At 61.8% G+C, this 24,998-nt stretch carries 20 protein-coding genes and 3 pseudogenes; 10 read left to right on the top strand and 13 right to left on the bottom strand.

Annotated features, from left to right (window positions below; all coding sequences use genetic code 11):
- Nucleotides 1-37: 37 nt before the first annotated feature.
- Complete coding sequence (locus AC2444_RS27090) at nt 38-823, top strand: carbohydrate-binding protein (RefSeq protein ID WP_128449824.1); 786 nt, start codon at nt 38-40, stop codon at nt 821-823.
- 30 nt (nt 824-853) lie between these two features.
- Here AC2444_RS27090 and AC2444_RS27095 read toward each other — a convergent pair.
- Nucleotides 854-1,863 (bottom strand): annotated as a pseudogene (locus AC2444_RS27095) (GlxA family transcriptional regulator).
- Entirely contained in the window at nt 1,860-2,438 is a 579-nt protein-coding gene (locus AC2444_RS27100) for an isochorismatase family protein (RefSeq protein WP_017996366.1), read from the bottom strand. The pseudogene AC2444_RS27095 and the gene AC2444_RS27100 overlap by 4 nt, the downstream one beginning before the upstream one ends.
- 157 nt (nt 2,439-2,595) lie before the next feature.
- On the opposite strand from AC2444_RS27100, the gene AC2444_RS27105 reads away from it, so the two are divergent.
- Together AC2444_RS27105 and AC2444_RS27110 are read left to right on the top strand one after the other, a co-directional pair.
- Entirely contained in the window at nt 2,596-3,264 is a 669-nt protein-coding gene (locus tag AC2444_RS27105; protein WP_003562839.1) for a response regulator, read from the top strand.
- Complete coding sequence (locus tag AC2444_RS27110; protein WP_128449823.1) at nt 3,254-4,657, top strand: sensor histidine kinase; 1,404 nt, start codon at nt 3,254-3,256, stop codon at nt 4,655-4,657. Before AC2444_RS27105 ends, AC2444_RS27110 begins: the two co-directional genes overlap by 11 nt.
- Nucleotides 4,658-4,737: 80 nt before the next feature.
- Here AC2444_RS27110 and AC2444_RS27115 read toward each other — a convergent pair whose 3' ends face one another.
- The 4 genes from AC2444_RS27115 to AC2444_RS27130 form a co-directional block, all read right to left on the bottom strand.
- On the bottom strand, nt 4,738-5,619 hold the full coding sequence (locus AC2444_RS27115) for an ABC transporter permease (RefSeq protein ID WP_128449822.1): 882 nt from the start codon (nt 5,617-5,619) through the stop codon (nt 4,738-4,740).
- A gap of 11 nt (nt 5,620-5,630) precedes the next feature.
- Entirely contained in the window at nt 5,631-6,449 is an 819-nt protein-coding gene (locus AC2444_RS27120; protein WP_026157598.1) for an ABC transporter ATP-binding protein, read from the bottom strand.
- A gap of 96 nt (nt 6,450-6,545) precedes the next feature.
- Nucleotides 6,546-7,559: an ABC transporter substrate-binding protein gene (locus AC2444_RS27125; RefSeq protein ID WP_128449821.1), complete on the bottom strand. Its 1,014-nt coding sequence runs from the start codon at nt 7,557-7,559 to the stop codon at nt 6,546-6,548.
- A 337-nt stretch (nt 7,560-7,896) separates the two neighbouring features.
- Nucleotides 7,897-8,625, bottom strand: coding sequence for a FadR/GntR family transcriptional regulator (locus AC2444_RS27130; RefSeq protein ID WP_206615938.1), 729 nt, complete (start codon nt 8,623-8,625; stop codon nt 7,897-7,899).
- Between the two features lie 303 nt (nt 8,626-8,928).
- Between AC2444_RS27130 and AC2444_RS27135 the strand changes: the two genes are divergently transcribed.
- The gene (locus AC2444_RS27135) at nt 8,929-9,189 is read left to right on the top strand and encodes a CopG family ribbon-helix-helix protein (RefSeq protein ID WP_012755426.1); all 261 of its coding nucleotides are present in this window, start codon (nt 8,929-8,931) and stop codon (nt 9,187-9,189) included.
- On the top strand, nt 9,189-9,464 hold the full coding sequence (locus tag AC2444_RS27140; protein ID WP_012755427.1) for a type II toxin-antitoxin system RelE/ParE family toxin: 276 nt from the start codon (nt 9,189-9,191) through the stop codon (nt 9,462-9,464). The genes AC2444_RS27135 and AC2444_RS27140 overlap by 1 nt, the downstream gene beginning before the upstream one ends.
- Before the next feature lie 6 nt (nt 9,465-9,470).
- On the opposite strand, the pseudogene AC2444_RS27145 reads toward AC2444_RS27140, so the two are convergent.
- A pseudogene (locus AC2444_RS27145) lies at nt 9,471-10,049 on the bottom strand (substrate-binding domain-containing protein); the annotation flags it as partial.
- A 110-nt stretch (nt 10,050-10,159) separates the two neighbouring features.
- On the opposite strand from AC2444_RS27145, the gene AC2444_RS27150 reads away from it, so the two are divergent.
- Together AC2444_RS27150 and AC2444_RS27155 are read left to right on the top strand one after the other, a co-directional pair.
- Nucleotides 10,160-11,089, top strand: a complete 930-nt coding sequence (locus tag AC2444_RS27150) for a substrate-binding domain-containing protein (RefSeq protein ID WP_012755429.1) — start codon at nt 10,160-10,162, stop codon at nt 11,087-11,089.
- A 16-nt stretch (nt 11,090-11,105) separates the two neighbouring features.
- Nucleotides 11,106-13,250, top strand: coding sequence for a methyl-accepting chemotaxis protein (locus AC2444_RS27155; RefSeq protein ID WP_012755430.1), 2,145 nt, complete (start codon nt 11,106-11,108; stop codon nt 13,248-13,250).
- A gap of 75 nt (nt 13,251-13,325) precedes the next feature.
- Here AC2444_RS27155 and AC2444_RS27160 read toward each other — a convergent pair.
- Nucleotides 13,326-14,587 (bottom strand): annotated as a pseudogene (locus AC2444_RS27160) (DUF3422 domain-containing protein).
- On the opposite strand from AC2444_RS27160, the gene AC2444_RS27165 reads away from it, so the two are divergent.
- Nucleotides 14,586-14,792: a hypothetical protein gene (locus AC2444_RS27165; protein ID WP_245461270.1), complete on the top strand. Its 207-nt coding sequence runs from the start codon at nt 14,586-14,588 to the stop codon at nt 14,790-14,792. The pseudogene AC2444_RS27160 and the gene AC2444_RS27165 sit on opposite strands and share 2 nt — an antisense overlap.
- Nucleotides 14,793-14,808: 16 nt before the next feature.
- On the opposite strand, the gene AC2444_RS27170 is transcribed toward AC2444_RS27165, so the two are convergent.
- From AC2444_RS27170 to AC2444_RS27180, 3 genes are all read right to left on the bottom strand, one after another.
- Nucleotides 14,809-16,266, bottom strand: coding sequence for an MFS transporter (locus tag AC2444_RS27170; RefSeq protein ID WP_128449819.1), 1,458 nt, complete (start codon nt 16,264-16,266; stop codon nt 14,809-14,811).
- Nucleotides 16,267-16,329: 63 nt separating this feature from the next.
- Nucleotides 16,330-17,175, bottom strand: coding sequence for an alpha/beta fold hydrolase (locus AC2444_RS27175; protein WP_017996353.1), 846 nt, complete (start codon nt 17,173-17,175; stop codon nt 16,330-16,332).
- 4 nt (nt 17,176-17,179) lie between these two features.
- Nucleotides 17,180-18,340 carry an FAD-dependent monooxygenase gene (locus AC2444_RS27180; protein WP_012755434.1) on the bottom strand — a complete coding sequence of 387 codons (1,161 nt, stop codon included), beginning with the start codon at nt 18,338-18,340 and terminating at the stop codon, nt 17,180-17,182.
- 114 nt (nt 18,341-18,454) lie between these two features.
- Here AC2444_RS27180 and AC2444_RS27185 point away from each other — a divergent pair, with 114 nt between their 5' ends.
- Entirely contained in the window at nt 18,455-19,378 is a 924-nt protein-coding gene (locus AC2444_RS27185) for a LysR family transcriptional regulator (protein WP_128449818.1), read from the top strand.
- Between the two features lie 4 nt (nt 19,379-19,382).
- Here the strand turns inward: AC2444_RS27185 and AC2444_RS27190 are convergent, their stop codons facing one another.
- On the bottom strand, nt 19,383-20,744 hold the full coding sequence (locus AC2444_RS27190; protein ID WP_012755436.1) for an MFS transporter: 1,362 nt from the start codon (nt 20,742-20,744) through the stop codon (nt 19,383-19,385).
- 254 nt (nt 20,745-20,998) lie between these two features.
- Nucleotides 20,999-22,282 (bottom strand): ABC transporter substrate-binding protein, encoded by a 1,284-nt coding sequence (locus tag AC2444_RS27195; RefSeq protein ID WP_128449817.1) that lies wholly within the window; start codon nt 22,280-22,282, stop codon nt 20,999-21,001.
- 191 nt (nt 22,283-22,473) lie between these two features.
- Here AC2444_RS27195 and AC2444_RS27200 point away from each other — a divergent pair, with 191 nt between their 5' ends.
- Entirely contained in the window at nt 22,474-24,996 is a 2,523-nt protein-coding gene (locus AC2444_RS27200; protein ID WP_128439700.1) for a hypothetical protein, read from the top strand.
- Nucleotides 24,997-24,998: the final 2 nt, after the last annotated feature.

Here is a 24,998-nt window from a genome sequence, read left to right on the forward strand (position 1 = left end):
TTACGCTTTTCGGCATCATGCTCTGGGGAGGGCGAGCATGGAATTGACGCTGAAGATCGTGGATGCCGGTGGGGCGGTGGTGGCGAGTTCCATAGGCCGGGACGAGACGTTCCTGGTCTATCGCCAGAGCTATCGCGAAGGCGATCGCGTGGTCGTGGAGGTCTCCGAGCCCGGACATGTCTTCCTCTCCCTTGATGGCGCGATCCAACCCGGCCTGGTCTATATGAAGGAATGCGTCTATTCGCTCGCCGTACCCTTCGGCGATAAGCGCAAGCCCTATTCGCCGAATGCCTTCAGGGGCGATATCCACCGGCTTTCAGCGCGAAGCACACGGCCGGACGAGATCATTTGCCGGCGCAATCTCGCCCTCAACCCCTGGGACGATCACGCCAATCGGGCTCTGTTTCCGCATGCGCGCGCCAATGTCGAGACCCGCGGCGAAGCGGTCTTTGCCGCGCGCAACGCGATCGACGGCGAGAAGGCCAACGATGATCACGGCTTCTGGCCCTATACGAGCTGGGGCATCAATCGCGATCCGCAAGCAGCACTGACGGTGGAATTCGGCAGGCCGGTCAGGATAGACGAGGTCGTTTTCTATCTCCGGGCCGACTTTCCGCATGATTCCTGGTGGGAAAAGGCCAGCGTCACCTTCTCGAATGGCAAGACCTCCTGTTTTTCGCTGGTGAAATCGGGCACCGCGCAGGGCTTTTCCATAGAACCATGCATCGTCGAATGGGTGGAACTCCACGGCCTGATCAAGGCCGAAGACGCCTCGCCCTATCCGGCGCTGACTCAGATCGAAATCTGGGGAGTCGAGGTGTAGGGCATCGGCCCGTCCGTCCTTCCTCTTGCGCTATGAGCCTGTAGGTAGCCTCGACCGTGCCGCACTCGGTGGGCCGTCATTCAGACGGTTCCAGGCGCGGCGGAGTTGCCGCGCCGAGCCGAAGCCGGCGCGCATCGCGACAGCCTCCATGTCCAGCCGTGAACCGGCGAGCATCTCGCGGGCAAGAGCCACGCGCATACGGTTGACGAAATCCGTCACGCTCATGCCCGTCTGCTCGTTGAACAGCCGTGAAAGGTTGCGCGGGCTGGCGCCGCTGAGGCGGGCGAGCGACACCACCGACCAATCCTCAGACGGGTTGGCGGCCACGGCATCCTGTGCACGGTGAATGACCGGGTGGATATGGTTGCGACCTTCGAGCCAGGGTGAAAGCTGCGGATCCGATCCGCCGCGCCTGAGATAGACGACAAGATATCGTGCCACCGCAAGCGCACACGCGTGCCCGGCCGCTTCGGCAACGATATGCAGCATGAGGTCTATGCCGGCGGTGATGCCGGCGCTGGTGAGGCGATCTCCATCCTCGACATAGAGCCGGTTGTCCCGGACGCGCGCGGTGGGAGCGAGCCTCGCCAGATCCTCTATGCAGCCATGATGGGTGGTGCAATCGCGGCCATCGAGCATGCCTGCCTCGGCAGCGAGCAATGGCCCGAGCAGATCGAGACCAGACGAATTCCCGGGCGAATGGAGTGCCTCAGCCATGCGACGATGGCAGCCTGGTCGGCGCGCTCCTGTTCGTTCCCTGGCGCGCTGTTTTTCATCGGGGCATCGGCGCTGCCGGCAATGATGACAAGCGCGGTATCGGGCAAGCTCTCCGGCAATGCGGCGACTCCCGTAACGGCAAGGCCGATCGAACTGCCGACCGTCGCCGATGGGCCGATATAGGCGACGGTAAAGCGCACTGTGCACTGTTCGAGGTTCGCCTTGCGCAGCACTTCGATGGGGCCGGCGACGTCGAGCAGCAGCACGCGCGGCGGCACGACGACGAAGACCGGAATATCGAAGGGCTGCGCGGCGTCCGTCATGCGGCGAGTGACTTTCCACGCCCCGCCAGGGCCTGGTCGACGGTCGCGATCCGAGCAAACCGGCCCGACAGGACCAATTCGGTCCGGTCCCGGATTTCCTTCGCGCTCCAAGTGCGTCCTGTGGCGTCGGTCATCGGGAAGGTCAGCGTCGCTTCGCCGACATAGTCGACTTGATAGCCGAGATCGGAGGCATGACGGGTCGTGGTCTCGCAGCACTGTTCGGTGCGGATGCCGGAGACGAGGATACGACGGACGCCGTTCTCGGTCAGCCACACGTCGAGACCGGAACCGACCAGGGCGCTATGGCGCCTCTTCCTGAACGTCGCCTTGGGGGCGATCCTGAGCGGGGCGAGTGTGCTGACGAACCCAGATGCTTCCGAAAACGGCCCGTTTTCATCGACATGGAAGATTTGGATGATGGGTATCCCATCGGCTTCCGCACCGTCGATCAGAGCCTGCTGACGATCGATATAGGCGGAGGCGAGGTTTTCATCCCAGTAATCGCGATGTCTGAAAGACTCCTGGGCGTCGATAACGAGAAGGACAGTATCATGGCCGGACATTTTTTGCTCCATCCAGGTTGATCATGAAGTCATATTCGGCGATTTGAAGACAGAGGAAAATGCGCGCGCCGGACAAATAACGGACAATTCGCGCCATGGATGCCAGGCCTCGGCGGAGGAAATCGGGTCACGCTTCCGCCAGACCGTCCGCACATGCTAAGGAGGTCGGATGAGACTGCTTGTGGTGGAGGACAACAAGGATCTGGCGGCCTGGCTGGGCAAAGCCCTGCGACAGGCGCAATATGCTATCGACATTGCCCATGACGGCGAGGACGCCGAGCATTTGCTCAAGGTGGCTGAGTATTCGGCGATGATCCTCGATCTTGCTCTGCCCAAACTTGACGGGTTAACGCTTTTAAAGCGATTGCGGCAGTCCGGGAGCAAGCTGCCGGTCATCATCTTGACCGCGAATGCCAGCCTGGACGGCCGTGTGGCGGGGCTTGACAGCGGCGCCGACGACTATCTCGCCAAGCCCTTCGAAATCGCCGAGCTCGAAGCGAGGATCCGTGCGGTGGTCCGCCGCGGCCAGGATCGGGCTTCGTCGGAAATCACCGTCGGCAACCTGCTTTTTTCCGGTGGGACGCGGCAGTTTTTCGTCGCAGGCGAGCCGCTGCAATTGACGCCGCGCGAATATGCCGTTCTCGAGCAGCTCGTCATGAAGCATGGCATCACGGTTTCGAAAGCCGCGCTTTCTGAAAGCGTCTTCGGTTTCGACGACGAGGCGGATGCGAGCGCCATCGAAATCTACGTCCACAGGCTGCGAAAGAAACTGGAGAGCAGTTCGGTTCAGATTGCGACGTTGCGCGGGCTCGGTTATCTCCTCCGACATGTCCAGTAGCCTCGTTACAAAGGTCGGCGCGGCGATCGCGCGGCTCAGCCACAGCTTGAGGGTACAATTGCTCTGCTGGGTGCTGATGACCCTGTTCGGCGCGATCGGCTTCAATCTTTACGACAGCTTCTGGACGGCGGATGCGACGGCAAAGCTGGTGACGGATCGAACACTTCTGGCCTCGGCCCGCGTCATTGCCGAGGCCGTCCGCGTCGACGAGGGCGGCAATGTCCAGGTGGACGTGCCGCCTTCCGCGCTGGAGATGTTTGATACAGGCTTCGGCGACCGGGTATCTTACCAGGTGATCACCGCGTGGGGCAGTCTGGTCAGCGGCTTTCCCGACTTGCCGTTGCCGGCCGTCCAGCGGGCAGGCGCCGATCGCGCGTTCCATGGTGCCGATGTGCGTGTCATGATGCTCGACCATCCTGTCGTCGGCCTGCCCGATGACGGCACGATCTCCGTGACCGTCGCCGTTACGCATAACAGCCAGTATGCGATGCGACGGCAATTGTGGCTTTCGGACTTTTCGAAGCAGTTCGTGCTCGTCTTCGTCGCGAGCCTGGTGACCATCCTCGGGCTTCAACGGGGTCTGGCGCCCGCTCTGAGACTGCGGGACGCCGTGCGCCAGCGCGGCCGCCATCGTCTTGATCCGCTGCCGCCGGAAATGGTGCAGAGCGAACTGCAGCCGCTCGTCCATGCCCTGAACGACCATATGGAGCGCGTCCAGAACCAGATGGCCGCGCAGCGACGGTTCGTATCGAATGCCGCGCATCAGCTCCGAACGCCGCTCGCGCTGATTTCGACGCAGGCGAGCGTGGCGGCCCGGGAAGCTGATCCGGCTCGCCGTGACGAGGCGCTTGTCGCCCTTCGCACCAGCACGAAGCAGATTTCGCGTCTCGCCAGCCAGCTTCTTGCCTTGTCGCGGGCCGAGCCCGGAAGCCGGCGCCCGCGCAGCGATGCGACAGACCTCAGCAAGGCTGCCCGCGAGATCCTGGAAGCGCATGCCGAAGAGGCGCTCAGGCGCAACATCGACGTCGGTCTGGAAGCGGTCCGCCCGGTCATTGTCGACGGCGACGCGACGATGTTGCGCGAGATGTTGGTCAACCTCATAGACAACGCGATCCGCTATACCCGCCCGAATGGACGGGTGACCGTCGCCGTCGGGCAGGCGGACGGCAATGCCGTCGTGACCGTCGAGGACAACGGGCCGGGTATTCCGAGCGGGGAGCGCGAGCAGGTTTTCGAACGGTTCTACCGGATCATGGGGACCGAAGCTGAGGGGAGCGGTCTGGGGTTGTCGATCGTTCGGGAGGTTGTCGAAGGTGCAGGAGGTTCAGTCTCGCTCGATGATGCGGAAGGCGGCGGCGGGCTCATCGTGACGGTACGGCTTCCGCTCGCTTAAACTCGAGCGCGTCAAATGAAGAAGGCCGGGCATGGCACCCGGCCTTCTTCTCTATCTGCCTTGGGAGGAGGCCGATTTGATCACTGGGTATCGAGGTGCTGTTGCGGACGCCATTTCGCGAGACGGTTCTCGATCAATGTCATGATGTATTCGGCAAAAAGCGTGACGACCATGACCAGGAGGATTGCCGCGAACATGCCGGCGGCATCGAACGTACCCTTGGCGATCGAGATGAGCTGACCAATCCCGAAGCGGGCGCCGACGAATTCGCCGACGATCGCGCCGATGATCGCGAAACCGAAGGACACATGCAGACTGGCGAAGATCCAGCTCATCGCCGAGGGAATGATCACCGTGCGGGTGACCTGCCAGTCCGAGGCGCCGAGAATGCGGGCATTGGCGATCATATTACGGTCGGCCTCGCGCACGCCTTGGAAGGCGTTTGCGAATACCACGAAGAATACCATGATGAAGGCGAGAGCAACCTTGGAGGGCAGGCCGAGACCCATGATCATGATGAAGATGGGGGCGAGAACGACGCGCGGTATCGAGTTGATCGCCTTGATATAGACGGAGAAAATGTCCGACAGGAAGCGGTTGCGGCCAAGACCGATGCCGACGACGACGCCGGTGATCGAACCCGCGAAGAATCCGATCAAGGCCTCCTCCATCGTCACCCATAGATTATACCAGAGCGAACCTTCCGTGGTGCCTTCGGCTGCCCATTCGTAGAGGCGCTGAACGACGCCGCTCGGGCTCGAATAGAAGAACGGATCGATCCACTGCATGTTGGAAGACAGTTCCCACATGCCGATCACGAAGACCAGGATGGCGATCTGCCAGAAGCGCACCAGCGTCTTGCGCTGGCGCATCGCCTTCAGCGCCGACGCCTCGATTTCCGTGTCCGACGTGCCGGGCCGAAACATGGTGGCCGAACCGGCCTCAAGAGTGGTGTGTGCCATGATATCCTCCCTCAGGCCGCTTCGCTCGCGCGGCGGTAGCTGGTCTCGACTTCCTCGCGGAGGTCCTCCCAGATCGTCTTGCAGTAGTCGATGAAGTTCTGCTCGTAGCGGATTTCCGACACGACGCGCGGACGGGGGAGATCGATCGTATAGACCGACTTGACCGTCGCGGGGCCGGCGGTCAGGACATAGACCTTGTCGGCAAGGGCGACAGCTTCTTCGAGGTCGTGGGTGACGAACACCACCGAGGCCTTGCGCTCGGCCCACAGTTTCAAGAGCTCTTCGTGCATGACGGTGCGGGTCTGCACGTCGAGAGCCGAAAACGGCTCGTCCATCAGCAGGATTTCCGGCTCGTTGATGAAGGTCTGTGCCAGCGAGACGCGTTTGCGCATGCCGCCTGACAGCTGGTGGGGATAATGATGGAGAAACTTCGAAAGGCCGACACGGGCGAGCCAGTCGCGTGCGCTCTTTTCTGCCTCGGCGCGCGACTTGCCTCGAAACAGCGGACCGGCCATGACGTTGTCGATGACGTTCTTCCAGGGAAAGAGCGCGTCGGTCTGGAATGCGAAGCCGACACGCGGGTCAATGCCGGTGATCGGGCCGCCCATCAGCCGGACTTCACCGGCGCTGGGGCGGGCGAGACCCGTCACAAGATTGAGCGTCGTCGATTTACCACATCCGGTGGGGCCGACGACGGCGACGAACTCTCCGCGGGCGACCGTCATGTTGAAATCGCGCAAGGCCGTCAGGGACTTGCCGGTCGGCGAGACGAAGCGGCGGCTGACGTTGATCAGCTCGATCGCCGGGATCTCGTTCTTGTCATGTTGCATGATGATACCTGAGGCGTGCTTTGGGCGCGTGCACGCAATGCCCATGGATCGATCGGGAGGGTCGCTTCCGGTTGGGACCGGAAGCGACGCGACGCCTTACTTGACGTTCTTGACGAATTCCGTCGTGTAGGTCTTGGCAAGGTCGATCTGCTTGCCCTTGACGTTCTTGGAGAACTCAGAGAGCACGGCAACCACGGTTTTCGGACCGTCTTCCGGCATGACGCCATCCGGTGTGAACATGCCCTTGCCCTCGTCGAGAGCCTTGATGTAGCCGTCCTTGTCGCCGACGTAGAAGTCCTTCGGCATCTTGTCCGCGATCTCGGCGGCTGAATGCGTGTTGATGTAGCGCAGCGTCTTGACGAAGGCGTTGGCGAGCTTCTGTGCCTCTTCCTTGTGCGCGTCGACCCAGGAGGTTTCCAGGTAGAGCGAAGCGGCCGGATAGGTGCCGCCGAGCGCCTGACGGGTCGCCTCGACCGTGCGCATATCGACGAGCACGCTCGCCTCGCCGGTCTTGATCATGCGCGAAATCGTCGGCTCGGTCGTCATGCCGGCCTGGATCTGATCCTGTTGCATGGCGGCGATGAAGGTGCCGCCGGCGCCGACTGGAATTGTCACGACATCACCGGGCTTGAGGCCGGCCTTCGAGGCCATGAAGAGGGTCAGGAAATTGGTGGACGAGCCGAGACCGGTGACGCCGAGGCTCTTGCCCTTGAAATCGGCCGGCGACTTGATGTCAGGATACTTGCTCGAGACCATCTCGACCTCGCCCGGCGCCTGGCTGAACTGGACGATGGATTCGACGAATTTGCCTTTGGCCTGCAGGTCCACACAGTGGTCGTAGAAACCGACCACGCCCTCGACGGCGCCGGCCAGAAGCTGGTTTTCGGCATCGACGCCGGCAGCTTCGTTCAGCAGCTCCACGTCGAGACCCTCGTCCTTGAAGTATCCGAGCGATTCGGCAAGCTTGGCGGGCAGATAGATCTGCTTCTCATAACCGCCGACCATGATGGTGATCTTGTCGGCCGCATGTGCGGCGCTGGTCGTGAAAGATGCTGCGGCGAGAAGCGTCGAAAAAGCGACGGTGTGAAAAAGGCTGCGTGAAGAACGCATGGAAATCTCCTCCTGTGTTTGGCTGGCATCGTCGTCTCGCCACCTTGACCGTGTCTCCTCCACGATGCCGCTCCTTCCTATGACGTCGAAGCTTTCAACTAGCTTTCAGTCGCGGACGGGCAGGCAGCCCGTCCCATCCCGCCCATGCACCACCCGTCGCAGAGCGCGGGAGCAATGAGCGCGCCTGCATTTCTTAAGCCGGATGCGCTGTCCCTTCCATCGGCAGCGTTCAGCCTTTTCGGTAGCCGCTCCAACATGAAAATCGTGAGACGACTTGTCCGCGGCCGTCATGGTCATCTGATGATCGGCTGGAACGTGTGAGCTCTTGGATCAGATGTCAGCTCGTAAAGCTTCGCAGATCTCTCAGCAGGTTGCGATACCTGGCCTGGCTGCCGACCAGATGCTCGCGCATGGCGTTGCGGGCGGCCTCATCGTCTCTGTCCGAGATGGCGACGACGATTGCCTCGTGCTCCCTGTGGATCAGCTTTCGATAGGCCGTCTGTTCGGCCGTCCTCGTTTCCGGAACGAGTCTCGACTGCGGGATGATCGCCGAACCCTGGGACTCCAGGAACTGCCTGAACAGCGGATTGTTCGTGGCTTCGGCGATTGCGGCATGGAGCTCCAGATCCGCATCGCGAATGGATTGGTCGCTCTCGATGCATTGGAGGATTTTCCGATGACATTCGAATATCGCCTCCTCCTGCGCAGGCGAGCGGCGCAAGGCTGCGAGGCCTGCCGCCTCGATTTCGACAGGTGTTCTGATCTCAAGTACCTCAAGATCGGAGGCGACGCGGGCTTTGTCGACTTTCCGCGCGGAGAGCGCCGGATCAGCACCGAGTACGAAAATCCCAGCCCCCTGGCGCACCTCGACAAGCCCGTCGGAGCGAAGTGCGGCCACGGCCTCGCGCACGACCGTCCGGCTGACGCCATGTGTTTCGGTCAACTCATGTTCACTCGGAAGCTTGTCGCCGACGGAATACTGGCCGCTCAATATGGCTTGCCGGAGGCTTTCGCCGACCTGTGTGACCAGCGACCCGGAGCCTTTGCTGCGATCCTTCATCTGCATAGCCACGCCTGACCCCGCCTCGGCTCTGATCCGAATGCCGCCCAAACTCACGGCACCCGAAATTTGCGATTCATCACACATGTATGACAAATTTGATGGTCTTTCAATGGACGAGCGGCGCCTGCGCTTTGTTCCTTGACTGTTTTTGCGATCCGACGAAAATTCGGCAATGCGCTTTCTCTCAAAACTCTCGATGCTGCGTTAGCTTACTGCCATGCCGCGACTTTACTTCGCCATGTACATGCGACTGGATATAATCAAAATTAATCGCTACGATTAGAAATGATTGACGAGGAGTTTTCGATGGAGACCAAGGTTCTGACTGCTCATGTTCCGCTACCGCTTGCGCAAAAGGTCGATCAACTCGCGTCGCGGCTCGAACGTTCGCGTGGCTGGATCGTCAAGCAGGCTCTCATGGCATGGATCGACCAGGAGGAGGAGCGCCGGCGTTTGACGCTCGAGGCGTTGGCCGACGTCGATGATGGTAACGTTATCGAGCACCAGTCTGTTCAAGCCTGGGCCGATAGCCTCGATAGCGACGAGCCGATCTCTTTGCCTCGGTGATGGAGATCAAGTGGACGAGCAAAGCGGTCTCGGACGTCTCCCGCTTGTACGACTTTCTCACTCCGGTCGACCGGCAAGCGGCGGTCCGAACCGTGCGGGCACTGACGGCAGCGCCTGCACGGCTGCTTGAGCAGCCGCGCCTCGGCGAGCGGCTCGAGGAGTTCGATCCTCGAGAGGTCCGCCGTATTCTCGTCGGCCGTTACGAGCTGCGCTATGAAATCCAGCAGTCGATGATCTATGTCTTGCGCCTTTGGCATACGCGTGAGGACAGGTAGAAGCACTCACAACCGCCTGGTCGACTCCCCGCGGACGAATCTCGGCGTCAGGATGAAGTCTTGCGGCGGTGCTGCGGCGCCCTCCGGGCTTGCTATTCTTGCCAGCAGACGCTGTGCCGCCAGCTCGCCGAGCTTCTGCGCATCCTGCACCACCATGGTGATGCGAGGCGTGATAACATTGCTCCAGGGCACGTCGTCGACCATCGCCAGCGACACGTCGTCAGGGCAGCGGAAACCCATCTCCTGCATCACCTGCAGCGCTGCGAGGCCCGTCATGTTGTTGGCGCCGATGATGGCGGTCGGTCGGTCGCGGCGGGTCAAGAGGCGCATCGCCTGCGCATGGCCGCCGGTTCTGGTGTAGCCGCCTTCGACGACCAGCGAAGGATCGATGTCCACACTGGCGCCGGCCATCGTGTTCATGAAACCATTCAGACGCTCGTCGGCAGTGTGCAGGCCGCTCGGCCCGGAGATGAAGCCGATCCGTCTGTGGCCGAGCTGCAGCAGATGTCCCGTCAGGATAGTGGTGGTCAGCGGGTTGTCGGAACCGACAAAATCACGCTCGGCGCCTTCCACCTTCTGGTCGAATTGCCACCGCAATCATATCCTGGCGCTTAACCTTTTTCTTCCGGCCGAAAAGTAAAATTTAACCAAAATTTGAAATAACCCTTTCAGATCCGAATTGTGCAGGGGAATTCATGAAAACGGCCACGCTTGCATCCATCGCCTTGGCGATATCGATCTCTGCTGCCCATGCCCAGACGATCGGGGTTTCGATGTCCGGTCTCGACAAATTCAGGACGGCGCTTCTAAACGGCGTTGTCTCGCATGGGCAGACGATATCCGGCCTCAAACTCGTCACCGAGAATGCCAATGGCGACAAGGAGCTCCAGAAGCAGCAGGTGCAGAAGCTCATTGCCGACAAGGTCGACGCGATCATCCTTGCCGTCTCCGATGGCGACCTCGGGCCGCAAATGACCAAGATGGCGGCAGATGCCGGCATTCCGCTGGTGTACATCAACAACGTTCCTTCCAACCTGCTGGACCTGCCTGACAATCAGGTGGTGGTCGCCTCCAACGAGAAGGAATCCGGAACGCTGGAGACCAAGCAGGTCTGCGCGCTCCTTAAAGGCAAAGGCCGCGTCGTCGTGCTGATGGGCGAACCATTCCACGCCGCCGCGCGTGCCCGCACCCAGGATATATCAGACGTCATTGCCACCCCGGATTGCAGGGGCCTTCAGATCGTCGAGCGGCAGGCGGCCTATTGGTCGAGCGATTATGCCGACCAGCAGATGCAGGAATGGCTGTCGGCCGGCGTCAAGTTCGACGCGGTCATCGCCAACAATGACGAGATGGCGCTCGGCGCGATCCGGGCCATGAAGAAGGCCGGCATACCGATGAAAAATGTCGTCGTCGCCGGCGTCGACGCGACCGACGACGCGCTCGCAGCGATGGTCGCCGGCGATCTCGACGTGACCATTCTCCAGAGCGCCGTCGGGCAGGGCGCTGCCGCTGTCGACGCTGCCGTCAAGCTGATCCGCAAAGAGAAGGTGCCGCGCGAAAACAACGTTCCCTTCGAACTCGTCACACCTGAGAACATTGCCACCTATCTGCCGAAGAGCCAGTGAGCATAAGAGGATTATGATGTTGCATTTCTGGAATAAATTCGGCATTCGCGCACAGATCACCTCCGGCTTCGTGCCGCTGATCCTGTTGATGAGCCTGCTCACGGTCAGCGCGATCTCCGGCATGAACGGGCTCGCCTCGATCTTCTCTTCCTATCGCGCCACGGCCGGCCAAAGTCTCGCCATCTCGGACTACAGCGACCAGCTGAACGAGATTCAGATGTCGGCGGAAGCCTTCCGCTCCACGCCGACGCAGGATGTCGTCGATCGCTTCCGCGCCGGCGTGAAAGCGTTCGACGCCGACGACCCGCGTTTTGCCGGCAACAAGGACCTGCAGTCCGGCCTTGCGGCGATCCGCCAGGACATCGCCACCTATGGCAAGGCTTTCGAACAGATCGTCGCGCTGCAGGCCAGGCGTGATGCCTTGATCTCCAAGGTCACCGAATTCGGCCCCTGGACCAGTATTGCGCTCAACGATGTCGTGCGCAGCGCCTGGCGCCAGAACGATGTGGCCCTGCTGCAGATGACCGCGGCGACACTGGAGGCCTTGAACCGCAGCCTTTATTTCTCCGAACGCTTCGTGCACTCCGATGATTTTGCAGCCTATGACACGGCGCAGGCAGCACTGGCCGAAGCGGTCGCGCTCAACGAAGCGGCCGCGAAAGCCGCAAAGAACGAGCTGCAGAAGAAGCGCCTGATGGGCGCCGGCCAGCTGATGCAGAATTACACCGCCCGTCTCGGCGACATGAAGGACGTGCTGCAGGCCTCGGGCAACATCCGCCAGACACAGCTCAGCGTGCTCGCGCCGAAAATCTCAGGCGGCTTCAAGGATCTGCAGGCGACGGTAACGGGCGCGCAGAAGACCCTTGATGGTTCGGTGGACGCAACGGTTGCCTCCGCGACCAGCACGACGCTTGTTATCAGCGGGCTGCTGATCGTCATCGGCCTCGTCCTTTCCTATTTCGTCGGCCGGCTGATTTCCTCGGCGGTGCGCAACATGGCGCAGTCCATGGAGCAGCTTGCCCGCGGCGAGGAAGGGATCGTGATAACGGGCGTCGAACATCGCCACGAGCTGGGGGCCATGGCGCGTTCGCTGAAGGTTTTCCAGGAAACGGGGCGCGCCAAGCTGATTGCGGAAGCCAATGCCGACCGCGCCCGCCTGGCGGCCGAAGAAGAGCGGCTCCGCCAGGAGGCCGAGCGGCTCAGCGACGCGCAGGTGATGGAGCATGCCTTCCGCCAGATCTCTGTCGGGCTGGACGCACTCTCGAAGGGCGACCTCACGGTCCGCGTCGGCGAAGTCGACCATCGCTATGTCAGGATCCGGGATCATTTCAACAATTCGGTCGCAAGCCTCGAAGAGGCGGTTGACGCCGTCATTCGCGCGGTCGGCACCATCCGCTCCGGTCTTGCGGAAATCTCCACCGCCTCCAACGATCTCGCCCGCCGCACCGAGCAGCAGGCAGCCTCGCTGGAGGAGACCGTCGCGGCGCTGGGTGAAGTGACCCGCGGCGTCAATGGAACGGCGGAGGGCGCAAGCCGCGCCCAGGGTGTTGTGGCAACCGCCCGCACCAATGCTGAAAAGGGCGGAGAGATCGTTGCTCGCGCCATCGATGCGATGACGGAAATTCAAAATTCGTCGTCCAAGATCGGCAACATCATCAGTGTCATCGACGAGATCGCCTTCCAGACCAACCTGCTGGCGCTGAATGCCGGCGTGGAAGCGGCGCGCGCCGGCGAGGCAGGCAAGGGCTTTGCCGTCGTCGCCCAGGAAGTCCGCGAGCTCGCCCAGCGCTCCGCCAACGCGGCAAGGGAGATCAAACAGCTGATCTCTACATCCTCGGCGCAGGTCAAGACCGGCGTCCAGCTGGTGGGCGAATCCGGCCTTTCGCTCGAACAGATCGTCGAGCAGGTCACCGCCATGAATGCGACCGTGGCCGAGATCGCCGTTGCCGCCCGCGAACAGGCGACAAGCCTGCGCGAGGTCTCGGCTGCCGGCGACCAGATGGACAAGGTGACGCAGCAGAACGCCGCGATGGTCGAAGAGACCACGGCGGCCGCGCAGAGCCTGACACATGAAACCGAAAGCCTTGCCGAACTGCTGCGGCGGTTCAGGACGGGTAGCGGCCGGGCATCGGAACATCGCCACTACGCGATGGCATCCTGACGTCCTGCCGATGCAGGCAAGAAAACGCCGCCGCCGCGAAAGGGCGGCGGTGAGCGGTCATCGGCCGGCGTCGCCTCAATGGCTCTCTGATGCGGGACCGTGAGAGTGGCCGGCAATGCTCTTGCGAACATGGCGAACTGCCGTCCACACGGCGAAGAGCACGAGCGGGATGGCGCCGAGAACGGCGAGCTTTGCGATGTGCGGATCGACGCCCAGTTCGGAGATGCTTTCCAGGCAGATCTTTGCGAGGCCAACGGTGTAATAGGTGATGGCGATGACGGAGAAGCCTTCGACCGCCTGCTGGATATGCACCTGGATGCGCGCCCGCTCTTCCATTGATGTCAGGAGTGAGGCGTTCTGATCTTCGAGCTGAACCTGCACGGTGGTTCTGAGCAGGTCTCCGGCCAGGCTCACACGTTCGGCCAGTTCATCGAGGCGGCGTTCGGCGGCGTGAACCGCACGGACGGCCGGCTGAAAGCGCCGGTCGATGAAGGTGCCGATCCGCTGGCGCTGCTCGACGCGCTCCTCGCGCAGCTCCGACGATCTGCTTGCGACGATCTCGGCATAGGCTTTCGTCGCGCCGAGCGGTGACGAGCGAGAGCGGAGAAATTGAGCACATCCGACGAGAGCTTGGTGACCTCGGAAAGCAGGGCCTTGTCGACTTTGACCGCACTCTGCATATGCGAGATCAGCAGGTCGAGGCGCCGGTCGAAGACGAAAAGCTTCGACACCGTCTCGCGTGCCATCGGCAACGCCAGCAACGCCATCATCCGGTACGTCTCGATCTCCAGGAAACGCCTGACCATGCGGCCGGTGCGATAGGCGTTGAGATTGCGGTTGAAGAACAGGAATTCGACGAAACCGCTATCGGTCAGCCGGAAGTTCGAATGCACTTCCGCGTCGCCGCCGCCGACTTGTGAAGCGACATAGTCGAGCTTCGGTTTTTCCGGACCTTGCCCGTCCTTTTCGTCCCGCACCAGCACGCGGACGGCTGCGATGATTTTCCCGTCGATCTGACGGCAGCAGGCCTGAAAGGCTTCCGGCGGATTGCTGCCGGGTTCGGCCGATGCGGGAACGACGAAAGTCAGGGTGAGGAACTCGGTATGCGCCTCCCACTTCAGCCGGCCGTCGCCGATGCGGCCGATGCCGTGGTTGCCCTCGCGGGTCGTGGAGACATCTTCTAGTCCCGGCAGGGAAGTTGGTATCTGAGGAGGGGCATTCTCGCCGACGATGGCGACGTGCCACACATCCGTGTCGCCATCGAAGTAAAGCGACGGCCGCGCGTGGAGCTCGTTGTGAAGTTCCCTTCGCAGCGGATGCTCGGAGCCCATCGGCATGGAAATGCACCTCTATACGGTAGACAGTCGCTGGATCGCCGGATGTAAGCGGGTTGCCGGCATGTGTGAGTTGACCATGGCGCCTGCGAGCCGGCGAAGGCTGACAACGCCTATAGCCTCTCCCGAACCGCATGTCACCATAAAGGGCAACGATGTCGGCGGCTTGCGCGACATCGTTGCCCATTGCTCGATTGTCACCCGCTGAACTGGTGATGCTGACCTTACGATGAGGTTTCTTCCAGTCGACGTCCCCCGGTCTCGATCATTCCGATAGCCGCAACCGCACCGATGGCGGCGACGATCGCGAACATCATGAACACCGAATTGATGCCCTGCGTCCCCATCATATAACCGACCGTGGTCGGCCCGACGGCCGAGGCTATGCGCAGCCACGATGTCGCAAGACCGGTTCCGATGGCGCGCATCCGCGTCGGATAGATCTCCGGCGTGTACAGATACAAAACCGCATTGATCGACCCGACAACGCCATAGGCAAGCGTTGCCAGCACGATCAACGACCAGAGCTGGCCTGCGCCACCGGCAGCCAAAGCGATCAACAGTGCCGCGCCGACCAGGAAGGATACAATGGCCCAAGTTCTTCGACCGATGCGGTCGATGCAGAAAGCGCAAACCAGAAGGATGGCGACCTGGGCGACATTGGTCATCGACGCCGCCCGGAGAGCGCTTCCGAGCTCGAGCTTGTAGATGGTGTGATAGAGTGTTGGCATCCAGTTGTTGAGGCTGTTGGCGACGAAGAACGAACTCGCCCAAAGGACCCAGGCGATCAACGTCCTGGCGCGGAAGCGTGGAGACAGCAGCTCGCTCCAGCGGCTTCTCGGCTGCCGGGCGACCTGTGCGGGGGCGGGCGCTGCAGCCGGCGCTTCAGGCGCCGGTTGCGGCTCCTGTTGATAGTCGAGGTTTGCCTTTCTTGCGCTCGCCTCAGCCTGAAGGATGATCGCTTCCGCTTCGTCCAGGCGTTGCTGGCCGATCAACCAGCGCGGCGATTCCGGCAGCCGATAAAGCAGATAGGCGATGACGAGACCGGGAATGCCGCCGATGAAGAACAGCGATGTCCATCCGAGGATCGGCACGAGCAAGGTCCCAACCTGGCCGGTGATCATCAGCCCGACCGGAAAGATCATCTCATACAGCATGAAATAGCGGCCGCGTCCCTTCGCCCGCAAAAGCTCGCTGATATAGGTGGCGGCGACCGGCATTTCTCCTCCGACGCCAATACCCTGGATCAGCCGGCACAGGAAAAGCATCTGAAAATTGCCGGTGAGCGCGCAGGCGAGGCCCATGACCGACATCAGCGCTGTGGCCGCTGCCGCCATGGGGACGCGGCCGAAACTTTCGGCAAGACGGCTGAAAAGCAGGGCGCCGAGCAATTGGCCGATGTAGCTGGCGGCGATCATCCAGCCGATCTGGGCCGGAGAAAGCTCCCATAGCTTGATCAGGATCGGAAGGACGAATGCCAGCGAAAGGGCATCGAAGGCATCGAGAAACGTGGCGCTCCCCATGACGATCCGCGCCCGGCGGTGCCAGGGTGTAAAGGGAATGGCTTCGAAACGGGCAGCCAGCGCTGCGGCGCGACCGCTGTCGGATGCCGGGGTCGGATCGCGGGCCTCAAGCCCATCTGCGGTCGCGGATGCGGCCAGCGTAATTGTGTTGTCGTGCATTCTATCCTCCCAGATTCAGCACCTTGATGATGGCCGGCGCCTTCGTAGCGCCGGCATTGGGCGTTAGCCGTTGGTCCGCTTGAACAGCGATCGGATCGCATCGGCGATCTGGTCGGGGCATTCGATCGGCGTCAGATGCCGCGCGGCGGGCAAGACGGTGAGGGACGCGCCCGGAATGGCCGCAGCGAGATCTCGGGCCGTCTCGACGGGTGTGGCGTAATCCTCCTCGCCGACGACCACCGAAACAGGAAACAGGAAACCTCCCAGATGCCGGCGCAGATCGGCATCGCCGAGCATGGCGCAGGTCGCGGCATAGGCATCGATATCGTTGGCGGTAAAGACCGACATGGCATGCTGAACCTGCGCCGGATGATCCATCCGGAATCGATCGCCGAACCAGCGCGTTGCCTGAAACTCGGCCATCGATGCCAGCCCTTCGCTGCGAGCCTTTGCCGCCCGGGCCCGCCATTCCGTGGGCGCGTTGGCACCATACCAGGCGGTGGTATCGATCAGCAGCATGGCGCGCACCAGCTCGGGGTGCCGCGCCGCGAAGGTCTGCGCCACGCAACCGCCCATGGAGCAGCCCGCGACGACGGCGTCACTCCACCCGAGTTCTCCCATCAGGTCGGCGATATCGTCGCCGAACCGCTCGACATCGTAGGGACCGGCAGGCTTGTCGCTCCTGCCATGGCCACGGCAGTCCATCGTGACGATATCCGCATCCTCCAGCCGCCCGACAACCCGATCCCAGACACTGGCGTCGAGCGCCAGTGAATGGATCAGAACGACGCGCGGCCCACCCGGCCGTCCACTGCGTCTATAAGCAAGGCCGATACCATCGGACGTTCTCGCATAGGCGACGCCGGAAGCCGTCTCGCGCGCATTTGCTGCACTGTTGGACATCGACATTCCCTTATCCGGCAAGCGCCATATCGTTTTCGCCCACGAGCGGCACGTTCCACGCATCGTAGCCATAGAGCCAGGAGGTGTCTTCGTTGCCCCCCGACATCCAGGTATTGGCGCTCGAAATCGCCTGGATGCGTGAGGTGCGCGGCTTGCGGTTTGCCTCGTAGCGGCGGAACGCGCCTTCGATGTCGTCATTGTCGACGCCGGCAAGGCACCGCGCCAGCACTGCCGCGTCCTCGATCGAGGTCGCAGCTCCTTGCGCCATATAGGGCGTCATCGGGTGGCAGGCGTCGCCGAGAAGCACCACGCGTCCGTCGCTCCAGCGCGCCAGAGGTTCACGTTCGAGGATTGCCCACTTGTGACAGTCCGGGCATGCATTGAGAACCATCTGCACTTCCGGATGGAAGCCTTCATAGGCGGTGCGCAATTCCTTCACGTCGCCCTTGGCGGACCAGGATTCCGAGGTCAGCCAGTCAGCAGGCTCAGGCACGCTGGTGACGAAGTAGAGCGAGCTGCGGTCTGCGGCGGTGTAGTAGATGACGATGTGGCGATCGACACCCCACCACTTCGTTCTGGACGCCTGGATCTCGCCGCCGTTCATCAGGCTCGCGTCGAAGACCGCGCGGTAGGCGATCCGGCCCTTGTGGATCGGTTTGTCAGGGCCGACGACGATGTCGCGAACCAGCGAATGCACGCCATCAGCGCCGATCACCGCATCGGCATCCGCCTTCGTGCCGTCGGCGAAAGAGAGCGTCACGCCGCCCTTCGTCTGATCCAGGCCGACGAGCTTCTTGCCGAGGTGAACGATCTCCGGCGGCAGCACGGAATAAAGCGCTTCATGCAGGTCGGCCCGGTGCATGCAGAGAAAGGGCGCGCCGTAAAGGCTTTCCGGCATCGGAAGCTCGCGCTTGATCTCACCGGTATCCCAGACGCGGTTGAGATGAGAATAGGGCTCGAACGCAAGTTTTTGAAGCCTGTCCAGAACGCCGATACCGCGCAGGACGCGCGACGAATTCGGCAGCATCTGGATGCCGGCGCCGATGCGGGCAAATTTCGGTGCCTGCTCGTAGACATTCACGTCGATACCGACCTGGCGAAGGGTCGCCGCGGCGGCGAGACCACCCATGCCGGCACCAACGATCGCGATTTTCGGTTTACTTCCAGCCATGCGATTTTCCTCCCTTGGCAATCAAGATGGCGCTAGTCGTAATCCGGCATCTATAGTATGTAAAATATTTATATAATCCATGAATGGAACCTTTTAAGTTTATGTTGGAAGCCGATGGAATTGAGACACCTCCGCTATTTCGTGGCCGTCGCAGAAGAGGGGAGCATCTCGCGAGCTGCCGCGCGTCTCAACATCCAGCAGCCGCCGCTTGGTCAGCAGATCCGCGATCTTGAATACGAGCTTGGCCTTTCCCTCTTTGATCGGCATCCGAAGAAGATCGTGCTCAACGCTGCCGGCGCGGTTTTTCTTGCCGACGCCCGCGACATTCTGAAGCGCGCCGGTCAGGCAGTCGAAAATGTCCGCCGCTACGACAAAGGCGAGGCTGGCCAGTTGTCCGTCGGCTTTACGAGTTCCGCGTCGCTGCATGTTCTGGCGCCGAAGCTGCTGCAGCAGTTCCGTCTTTCCTATCCGCTCGTGAAAATCGCCGTCGAAGAAAGCGAGACCTACGAACTCATTCTCGCCTTGCAGGAGGGCCGTATCGATGCAGCGTTGCTGCACATCGACGCAAATCGATTTCCGGATCTGGCGAGCACGGTGCTTTCCGAAGAGGACATGATCGTCGCCATCCCTCTTGGTCATCCCCTTGCGGATGAACGCCTCGGTCCGATCACGCTGAAAATGCTGGAGGGGCAGGACGTGGTCGTTTACCGGCGACCCGACGGCCCAGGCATATTCGAGCGTATCTTGCAGTCCCTCGATCGTGCAGGCGTGACGCCTGCGATCGTCGACGAAGTCTATCGCATCGTCGCAGCGATCAACCTCGTTGCCGGCGGTCGCGGCGTCACGATCGTTCCAACCTCCATGCAGGTCCTCCATCCGGAGGCCATTGCCTATCGCGCGCTCGCTCCCGGCCAACTTTCACCCTTGCCGCTCTGCATCGCTTACCGGCGTGATCTGAAACTCTCCATCGTGCGGAATTTCGTTGCGCTGACGAAGGACATCGCCGCCGTTCCGCCGCATATGCGTGATCGTGCCTGACCGTTCAGAGCAAGCGCCAGGCAGCGAGGCTTCCAAGCAGTTGCGTGCTGCCGCCGACCGACATCGCGACGATGAAGGCCGTTTCTGCTTCTCCCAAAAAGGCGAAGATCGCTCCCAGTAAGGCGACGCCTATCGTCGCCCCGACCATGCGGGCAACATTGATCAGGGCGCTCGCCGTGCCGGCGCGATCGGCCGCCACGGTTGAAACCGCGACCGCCGTCAGAGGCCCCGTCGCCATGCCCATCCCGACCCCGGTCAGCAACAATCCGACCTCTTCGGCAATGAACCAATCGGCCAGAAAGGATGAGCCGAGCAGAAGGTTGCCCAAACCCATCAGCGCCAGTCCCGCCGATATGGTGCGTTTCTTCCCCAGGCGCTCCGAGATCGAACCGGAGAAGGGTGAGATCGCGATGAAGCTGATGGCCATTGGCAGCAGAGACAGCCCGACCTCCACCGAGGCCAGGCGTCGAAGGCTGAGGGAGGCGAGTGGAAAGAGAAAGAGCGTGCCATACATGCCGAACGTCATTGCCGCCGTTCCAGCCATCGCACCGCGAAACTGCCTGCCCGAAAACATCGAGATCGGAACCAGAGCCGTCTGCTCCAGGCGCTTTTCGACGATGATGAAGAGCAGCAGAAGCAGGGCGCCGGCGATGGCCAGGAGGGCCGTCCACAAAGGCGGCAGATGCAATGATTCGATCGCCGTGAGGGTAAGAACGGTGAGGGATGCTATCCCCAGCAACTGACCCGGCATGTCGAAGGACCGGCCTTGCCGATCGGCGCTTTCCGGAACGAAAAACCGTGCCGCCGCCGCCGCGATCAGCGCGATGGGGATGACGACGAAGAAGACGGATCGCCAGCCGAAATCACGGATGAGGAAGCCGCCGAGGCTTGGGCCGATCGCAAGCGACATTCCATTGCAGCCGGCCCAGATCCCGAGCGCTCGGGCACGGACCTTCTCATCCCGGTAGATGACCCGGATCAGCGAAAGCGAAGCGGGCAGCAGGAGGGCGGAGCCGAAGCCGGTCAAGGCTCTCGCGGCGATGAGGATCGCGATGGTCGAGGCGAATGCGCAGCCAAGGCTCGCCAGCGCAAAGACAGCGCAGCCGATCACGAACATCAGACGTCGGCCGTAAAGATCGGCGAACAAGCCGCCGCTGATGAGAAGTGCTGCGTAAACGAGATTGTAGGCGTCGACGACCCATTGCAGCTCGGTGACGGAGGCTTTGAGATCGAGTCCGATTGGCTGAACCGCCAGATTAACGACCGATGTATCGACCTGCGCCACGATCACGCCGAGGCAGAGAATGGCGAGAGAGGCCGGCTTCAACTGTGCGTAAGCCCTGGAGTTTTGTTCGATTGAATTCATGACGCTGCCTTTCCATTACAGCGCCGCGCGTCTTTTTAGACGCTCACAGGACGCTGTAACATTTTGAATTGCCGCGATAATTTTATCGCTAAGCCAATTCCGGAAGGAATTATGCAGTAGGAAACGTAACGTCGTTCAGGCCATCGACAATTCGAAACGCATCGAAGTGTTCGAGAAAAAACGAAAAAGCCACGGCCCTGTTGCGAGGCCGTGGCTGCTGCGTGCGCGCATTTTGCGGGACAACGCGTGACCGGTTACTTGGCGGCGAGCGCCTGGTTGACCTTGTCGACGTCGGCATTCATCGCCTTGAAGGTCTCGTCGAGGGAAAGCTCGCCGACGATCAGCTGGCTCATCCTCTGGACGATGAGCTGATAGATGGCGGAGGATCCCTTGAGACGTTCCAGGTCCCGGGCTGCCTGCGGCACGCTATTGCGGCTTCCAAGAAAGACGGCCATCGCCTCCTTGGCATTCTTGCTCTCAAGCTTGTATTGCGGGTCCTTGATGTCGGCGCCCGTCAGGACGACGTAATTTTCAGCGATTTCACGCTGGACCTTTTCAGAGCCGAGGAACTCGATGAACGCGGCCACGGCCTCGGGAGACTTGGTGCGCTTGAAGCCAACGATCGCGGTGCCACCGGGCATCGCATAGCAGCCGGCATCGCCGCAGGGCGCGCTGATCGCCGTCCAGTCGAAGGCGTCGCCGATCTTCTTCTGGAACGGATTGACCATCCAGTTGCCGGCGAGATAGGTCACGACGTTGCCGTTGACGAACTCGTCACCCATGTTCTTGTACTGGGTTCCCCCGGCAGCACCCCACATTTCCTTCGGGAAGGAGCCGTCCTTCGTCCAACCGTAGAGATCCGTGACGTAGCGCTTGGCGGCATCGTCGGGGAAGAAGAACTTGCCGTCCTTGACGTAGTTCGAACCGTAGGAGAATGCCGCGCCGGAAAAGCGGTGGCCCGAGCGGTCCATCGTGAAGGGGATCTGAGCGCCGGTCGCCTTGGCGACGCGCGCCGAGGCTTCGACGATATCCTTCAGCGTGGCGGTGGGCTTGGGAAGCGGTTCGCCGGCCTGTTCGAACAGCGTCTTGTTGACGAAGGGCAGGTTGAAGGTCTGCGAGGCGATATAGCCGTTGATCGACTGCGGATCGTTGACGCCGGGGAAGCGAAGCGTGTTCAGGCTGTCGCCGTGCAGCTTGGCGAAGCCATCCGGGTCCTTCATGTAGGGACGCATGTCGAGGTAATAGGGCGCAAGCTGCCAGTCGGTGATCTTGGCGATGTCAGGGCCCTCGCCGACGGCAAGCTGCACCGGCAGCTGCTTGGCGACCGCATCATAGCCCGAAGAGACGAAGTTGACCTTGACGTCGGGATGCGCCGTCTCGAATTCCTTGCTGAGCGCTTCCATGCGCTCGACGTAAGCCTGGTCGTCGTCGGTGAACAGAAAGGTGATTGTCTTGGTTTGCGCCAGGGCCGCGCCGGCCCATGCGAAAGAAACGGTTGCCAACGCCAGTGCGACGGCCCCTGAGAGATAGGTTTTCATTTTCATCCTCCCATGAAAACATTTTCATCAATCGCGGCCTCAGCCATCGATAAATCAATTTCATATACTTGACATTCGTTGCGTCAAGCTATTTTCTGCGGCAATAGCGATGTTTTTGGGCATTTTTCAAAAATGGCGCGCACAAATGACCTAATGAAAATATTTTCATAGGATTGCGGAGGAGGCGGTCTGTGAAAACGGAATGCATCAAGCAGCCGGGCGAGATGGCGCCAGCATACAGTGTGGCCACGGGCCAGACGATCACGGCATGGGCCGTTTGCGGCCTGATCGCCAGCTATTTTCCCGGCGAGCCCGCGCCGGCCGAAGATCGCGTAAACTATCGTTTCATCAACGGTTTCGTCGATGTCGGAGATCTGCCCTGCCGCAAGGCCTTTTGGTCGACCATGGTCGGGCGGCCGCTATTGCCCGACACCGCCTGGCCGACCGAAAGCCTCAATCTTCCCGGCTCGAACCGTCGCGTCGAGTTCACCGGCTTCTGGCACGTACCGACGCATCTCAGGCGATGGCTGAAGGGCACGTTCAGAACGGAGACCGCGCGAACGCTCAATCTCAGACTGAAGACCTGCGGCGGCGTTCGCATATGGGTCAACGGACAGGAGGCGGTGCGCTTCGAACCCTTCAAGCGCAACACCGAGAGCGCAACCGACATAAGGCTGGCGCTGGACGCCGGCGACAACCAGATCCTCGTCCATACCGAAGACTTGGCCGAGCGTGACACGACGTGGTTTTTCGAGCTCGAGATGCTGGACGAGGAGCCGCTCTGCGTGCTGCTGCCCGTATCGCTGGATCAGGATGAGGTCCGCGAGCTGGAAGCCCTTGCTCGCGGCGTCCGTCCGGCTCGCGACGTCTTCGTCAATCAGCCGCTGGAGATCATCTTCGGCACAGCGCCCGAACGCGATCTGCCGGTAGAGATCAAGGTCGTCGGTCATGGTCACGAGCGGCCCGTTCTCGCGCATTCCCGATTGACGCTCAAGGCCCATCAGAGCAGCCTAACGGCCGACGATATCTGCGGCATTCCGGACGGTTATCACGGCGTCCACATGACGATCGGCTCCGGCACGGGCTCGGTCACGCGCGTCATCGATGCCGCTTTCATGAGCAGCATTTCGCCGTTGTCGGCCGAGGCGTCGCTCGCCGCCCGCAAGCGGCAGGCGCTGGAATACAGCGCCCGCTTCGGCGCGAACCGCGTCGGGCGCCTCATTGCGATGATGGAAACCGGTCACCACGACCAGGAAAGCTTCGACCGCATCATCGAGGCGACGCTCGCCTCCATCGATGCGCGGGAGGATTGCTCGGATTTCATCATGGTGCCGCTCTTGTGGCTGCTCGGCGCCTATGCCGACCGGATGCCCGATGCAGTGATCGCTCGCATCCGGCATTCCGCCCGCTCCTACCGTTACTGGGTCGACGAGCCGGGCAACGACGCGATGTGGTTCTGGAGCGAGAACCATGTGCTCTGCTTTCATACCAGCCAGCTGCTGGCCGGACTTCTTTTGCCCGACGAGGTGTTTTCGGCCTCGGGCCGCACGGGGCGGCAGCAGGCGGAACTTGCCGGCGAGCGGCTCGGCCGCTGGTTCGACAGCGTCGAAGCCCATGGGTTGGCGGAGTGGAACTCGGCGGCCTATTACCCGATCGATTTCATCGGCCTGCTGGCGCTGGAGCGCTGGGCTGAGGCGGCCGTTGCCCAGCGCGCCCGCGCCCAGATCGATCTCATCTTCCGCATGATCGCCCTTCACACGCTCGCAGGCGTTCCGGCCGGATCGCAGGGCCGTGCCTACGACAAGGAGTTGCGCGCCGGCCCGCTGACCGAGCTTGCGCCCTTCGCCCAGGTCGCCTTCGGAACCGGCTGGCTGAACAATGGTGTGGCGGCATTGACCATGTTCTGCGCCGGCAGCTATGAGCCGCCCGCCGATCTGGCCGAACTTGCGCCGCTCACCCGATCAAGAAGCGTCGAGGCGCGCTACAGCCAGGGCCTCGAGAGCGGAAAACTCGTGCTGTTCAAGAACGAGGCGGCGCAGCTTTCGACGGTCGTCGATCACAAGACCGGCCAGAAGGGGCACCAGCAGCATGTGCTCGACATCCGGCTGGCCGGCCATCCGATGGCGAGGCTGTGGGTCAACCATCCCGGCGAGGACGACCCCTGGGGCAATCAAAGGCCGTCCTATTGGGCCGGCAACGGCATCCTGCCGCGCGTTGCCCAGCATCGCGACGTTGCCCTCCTGATCGAGGACACAAGCGACGCACGCCACGCATGGACGCACGCCTATATCGGCCGCGACGGGCTGGACGATCTCATCATCGAAGACAAGTGGCTCATCGCGCGATCGGGCCGGGGATTTTCCGCCCTCTGGGCGTCGAACGGCCTGGAGCTGATCACCGACGGCCCGACCGCCGGCCGCGAGGCGCGCTCCTACGGGCAGCTTTGCGGCTGGGCTGGTATCGTCGGATGCGGCAACGACGATGCCTTCAAGGCGTTCGTCGAACGCCTGGGCCGGACGACGGTTTCCTTCGATCCCGGGCTTCGGCGTCTCTCTCTGACGCCGCCGGGCGGCCCGGCGATCGACCTCTCCTACGCCGATGGTCTTTCGATCGGCGGCGAGGCGAGGCCCTTCACCCACGATCAGCCGCAACCGATCCTCACCTACGACAGTGCTGCCTCCGGCGCCGGCACTGACGGGCCGTTCTACTCCTGAAA

Source organism: Rhizobium sp. WSM1328 (assembly GCF_057653715.1).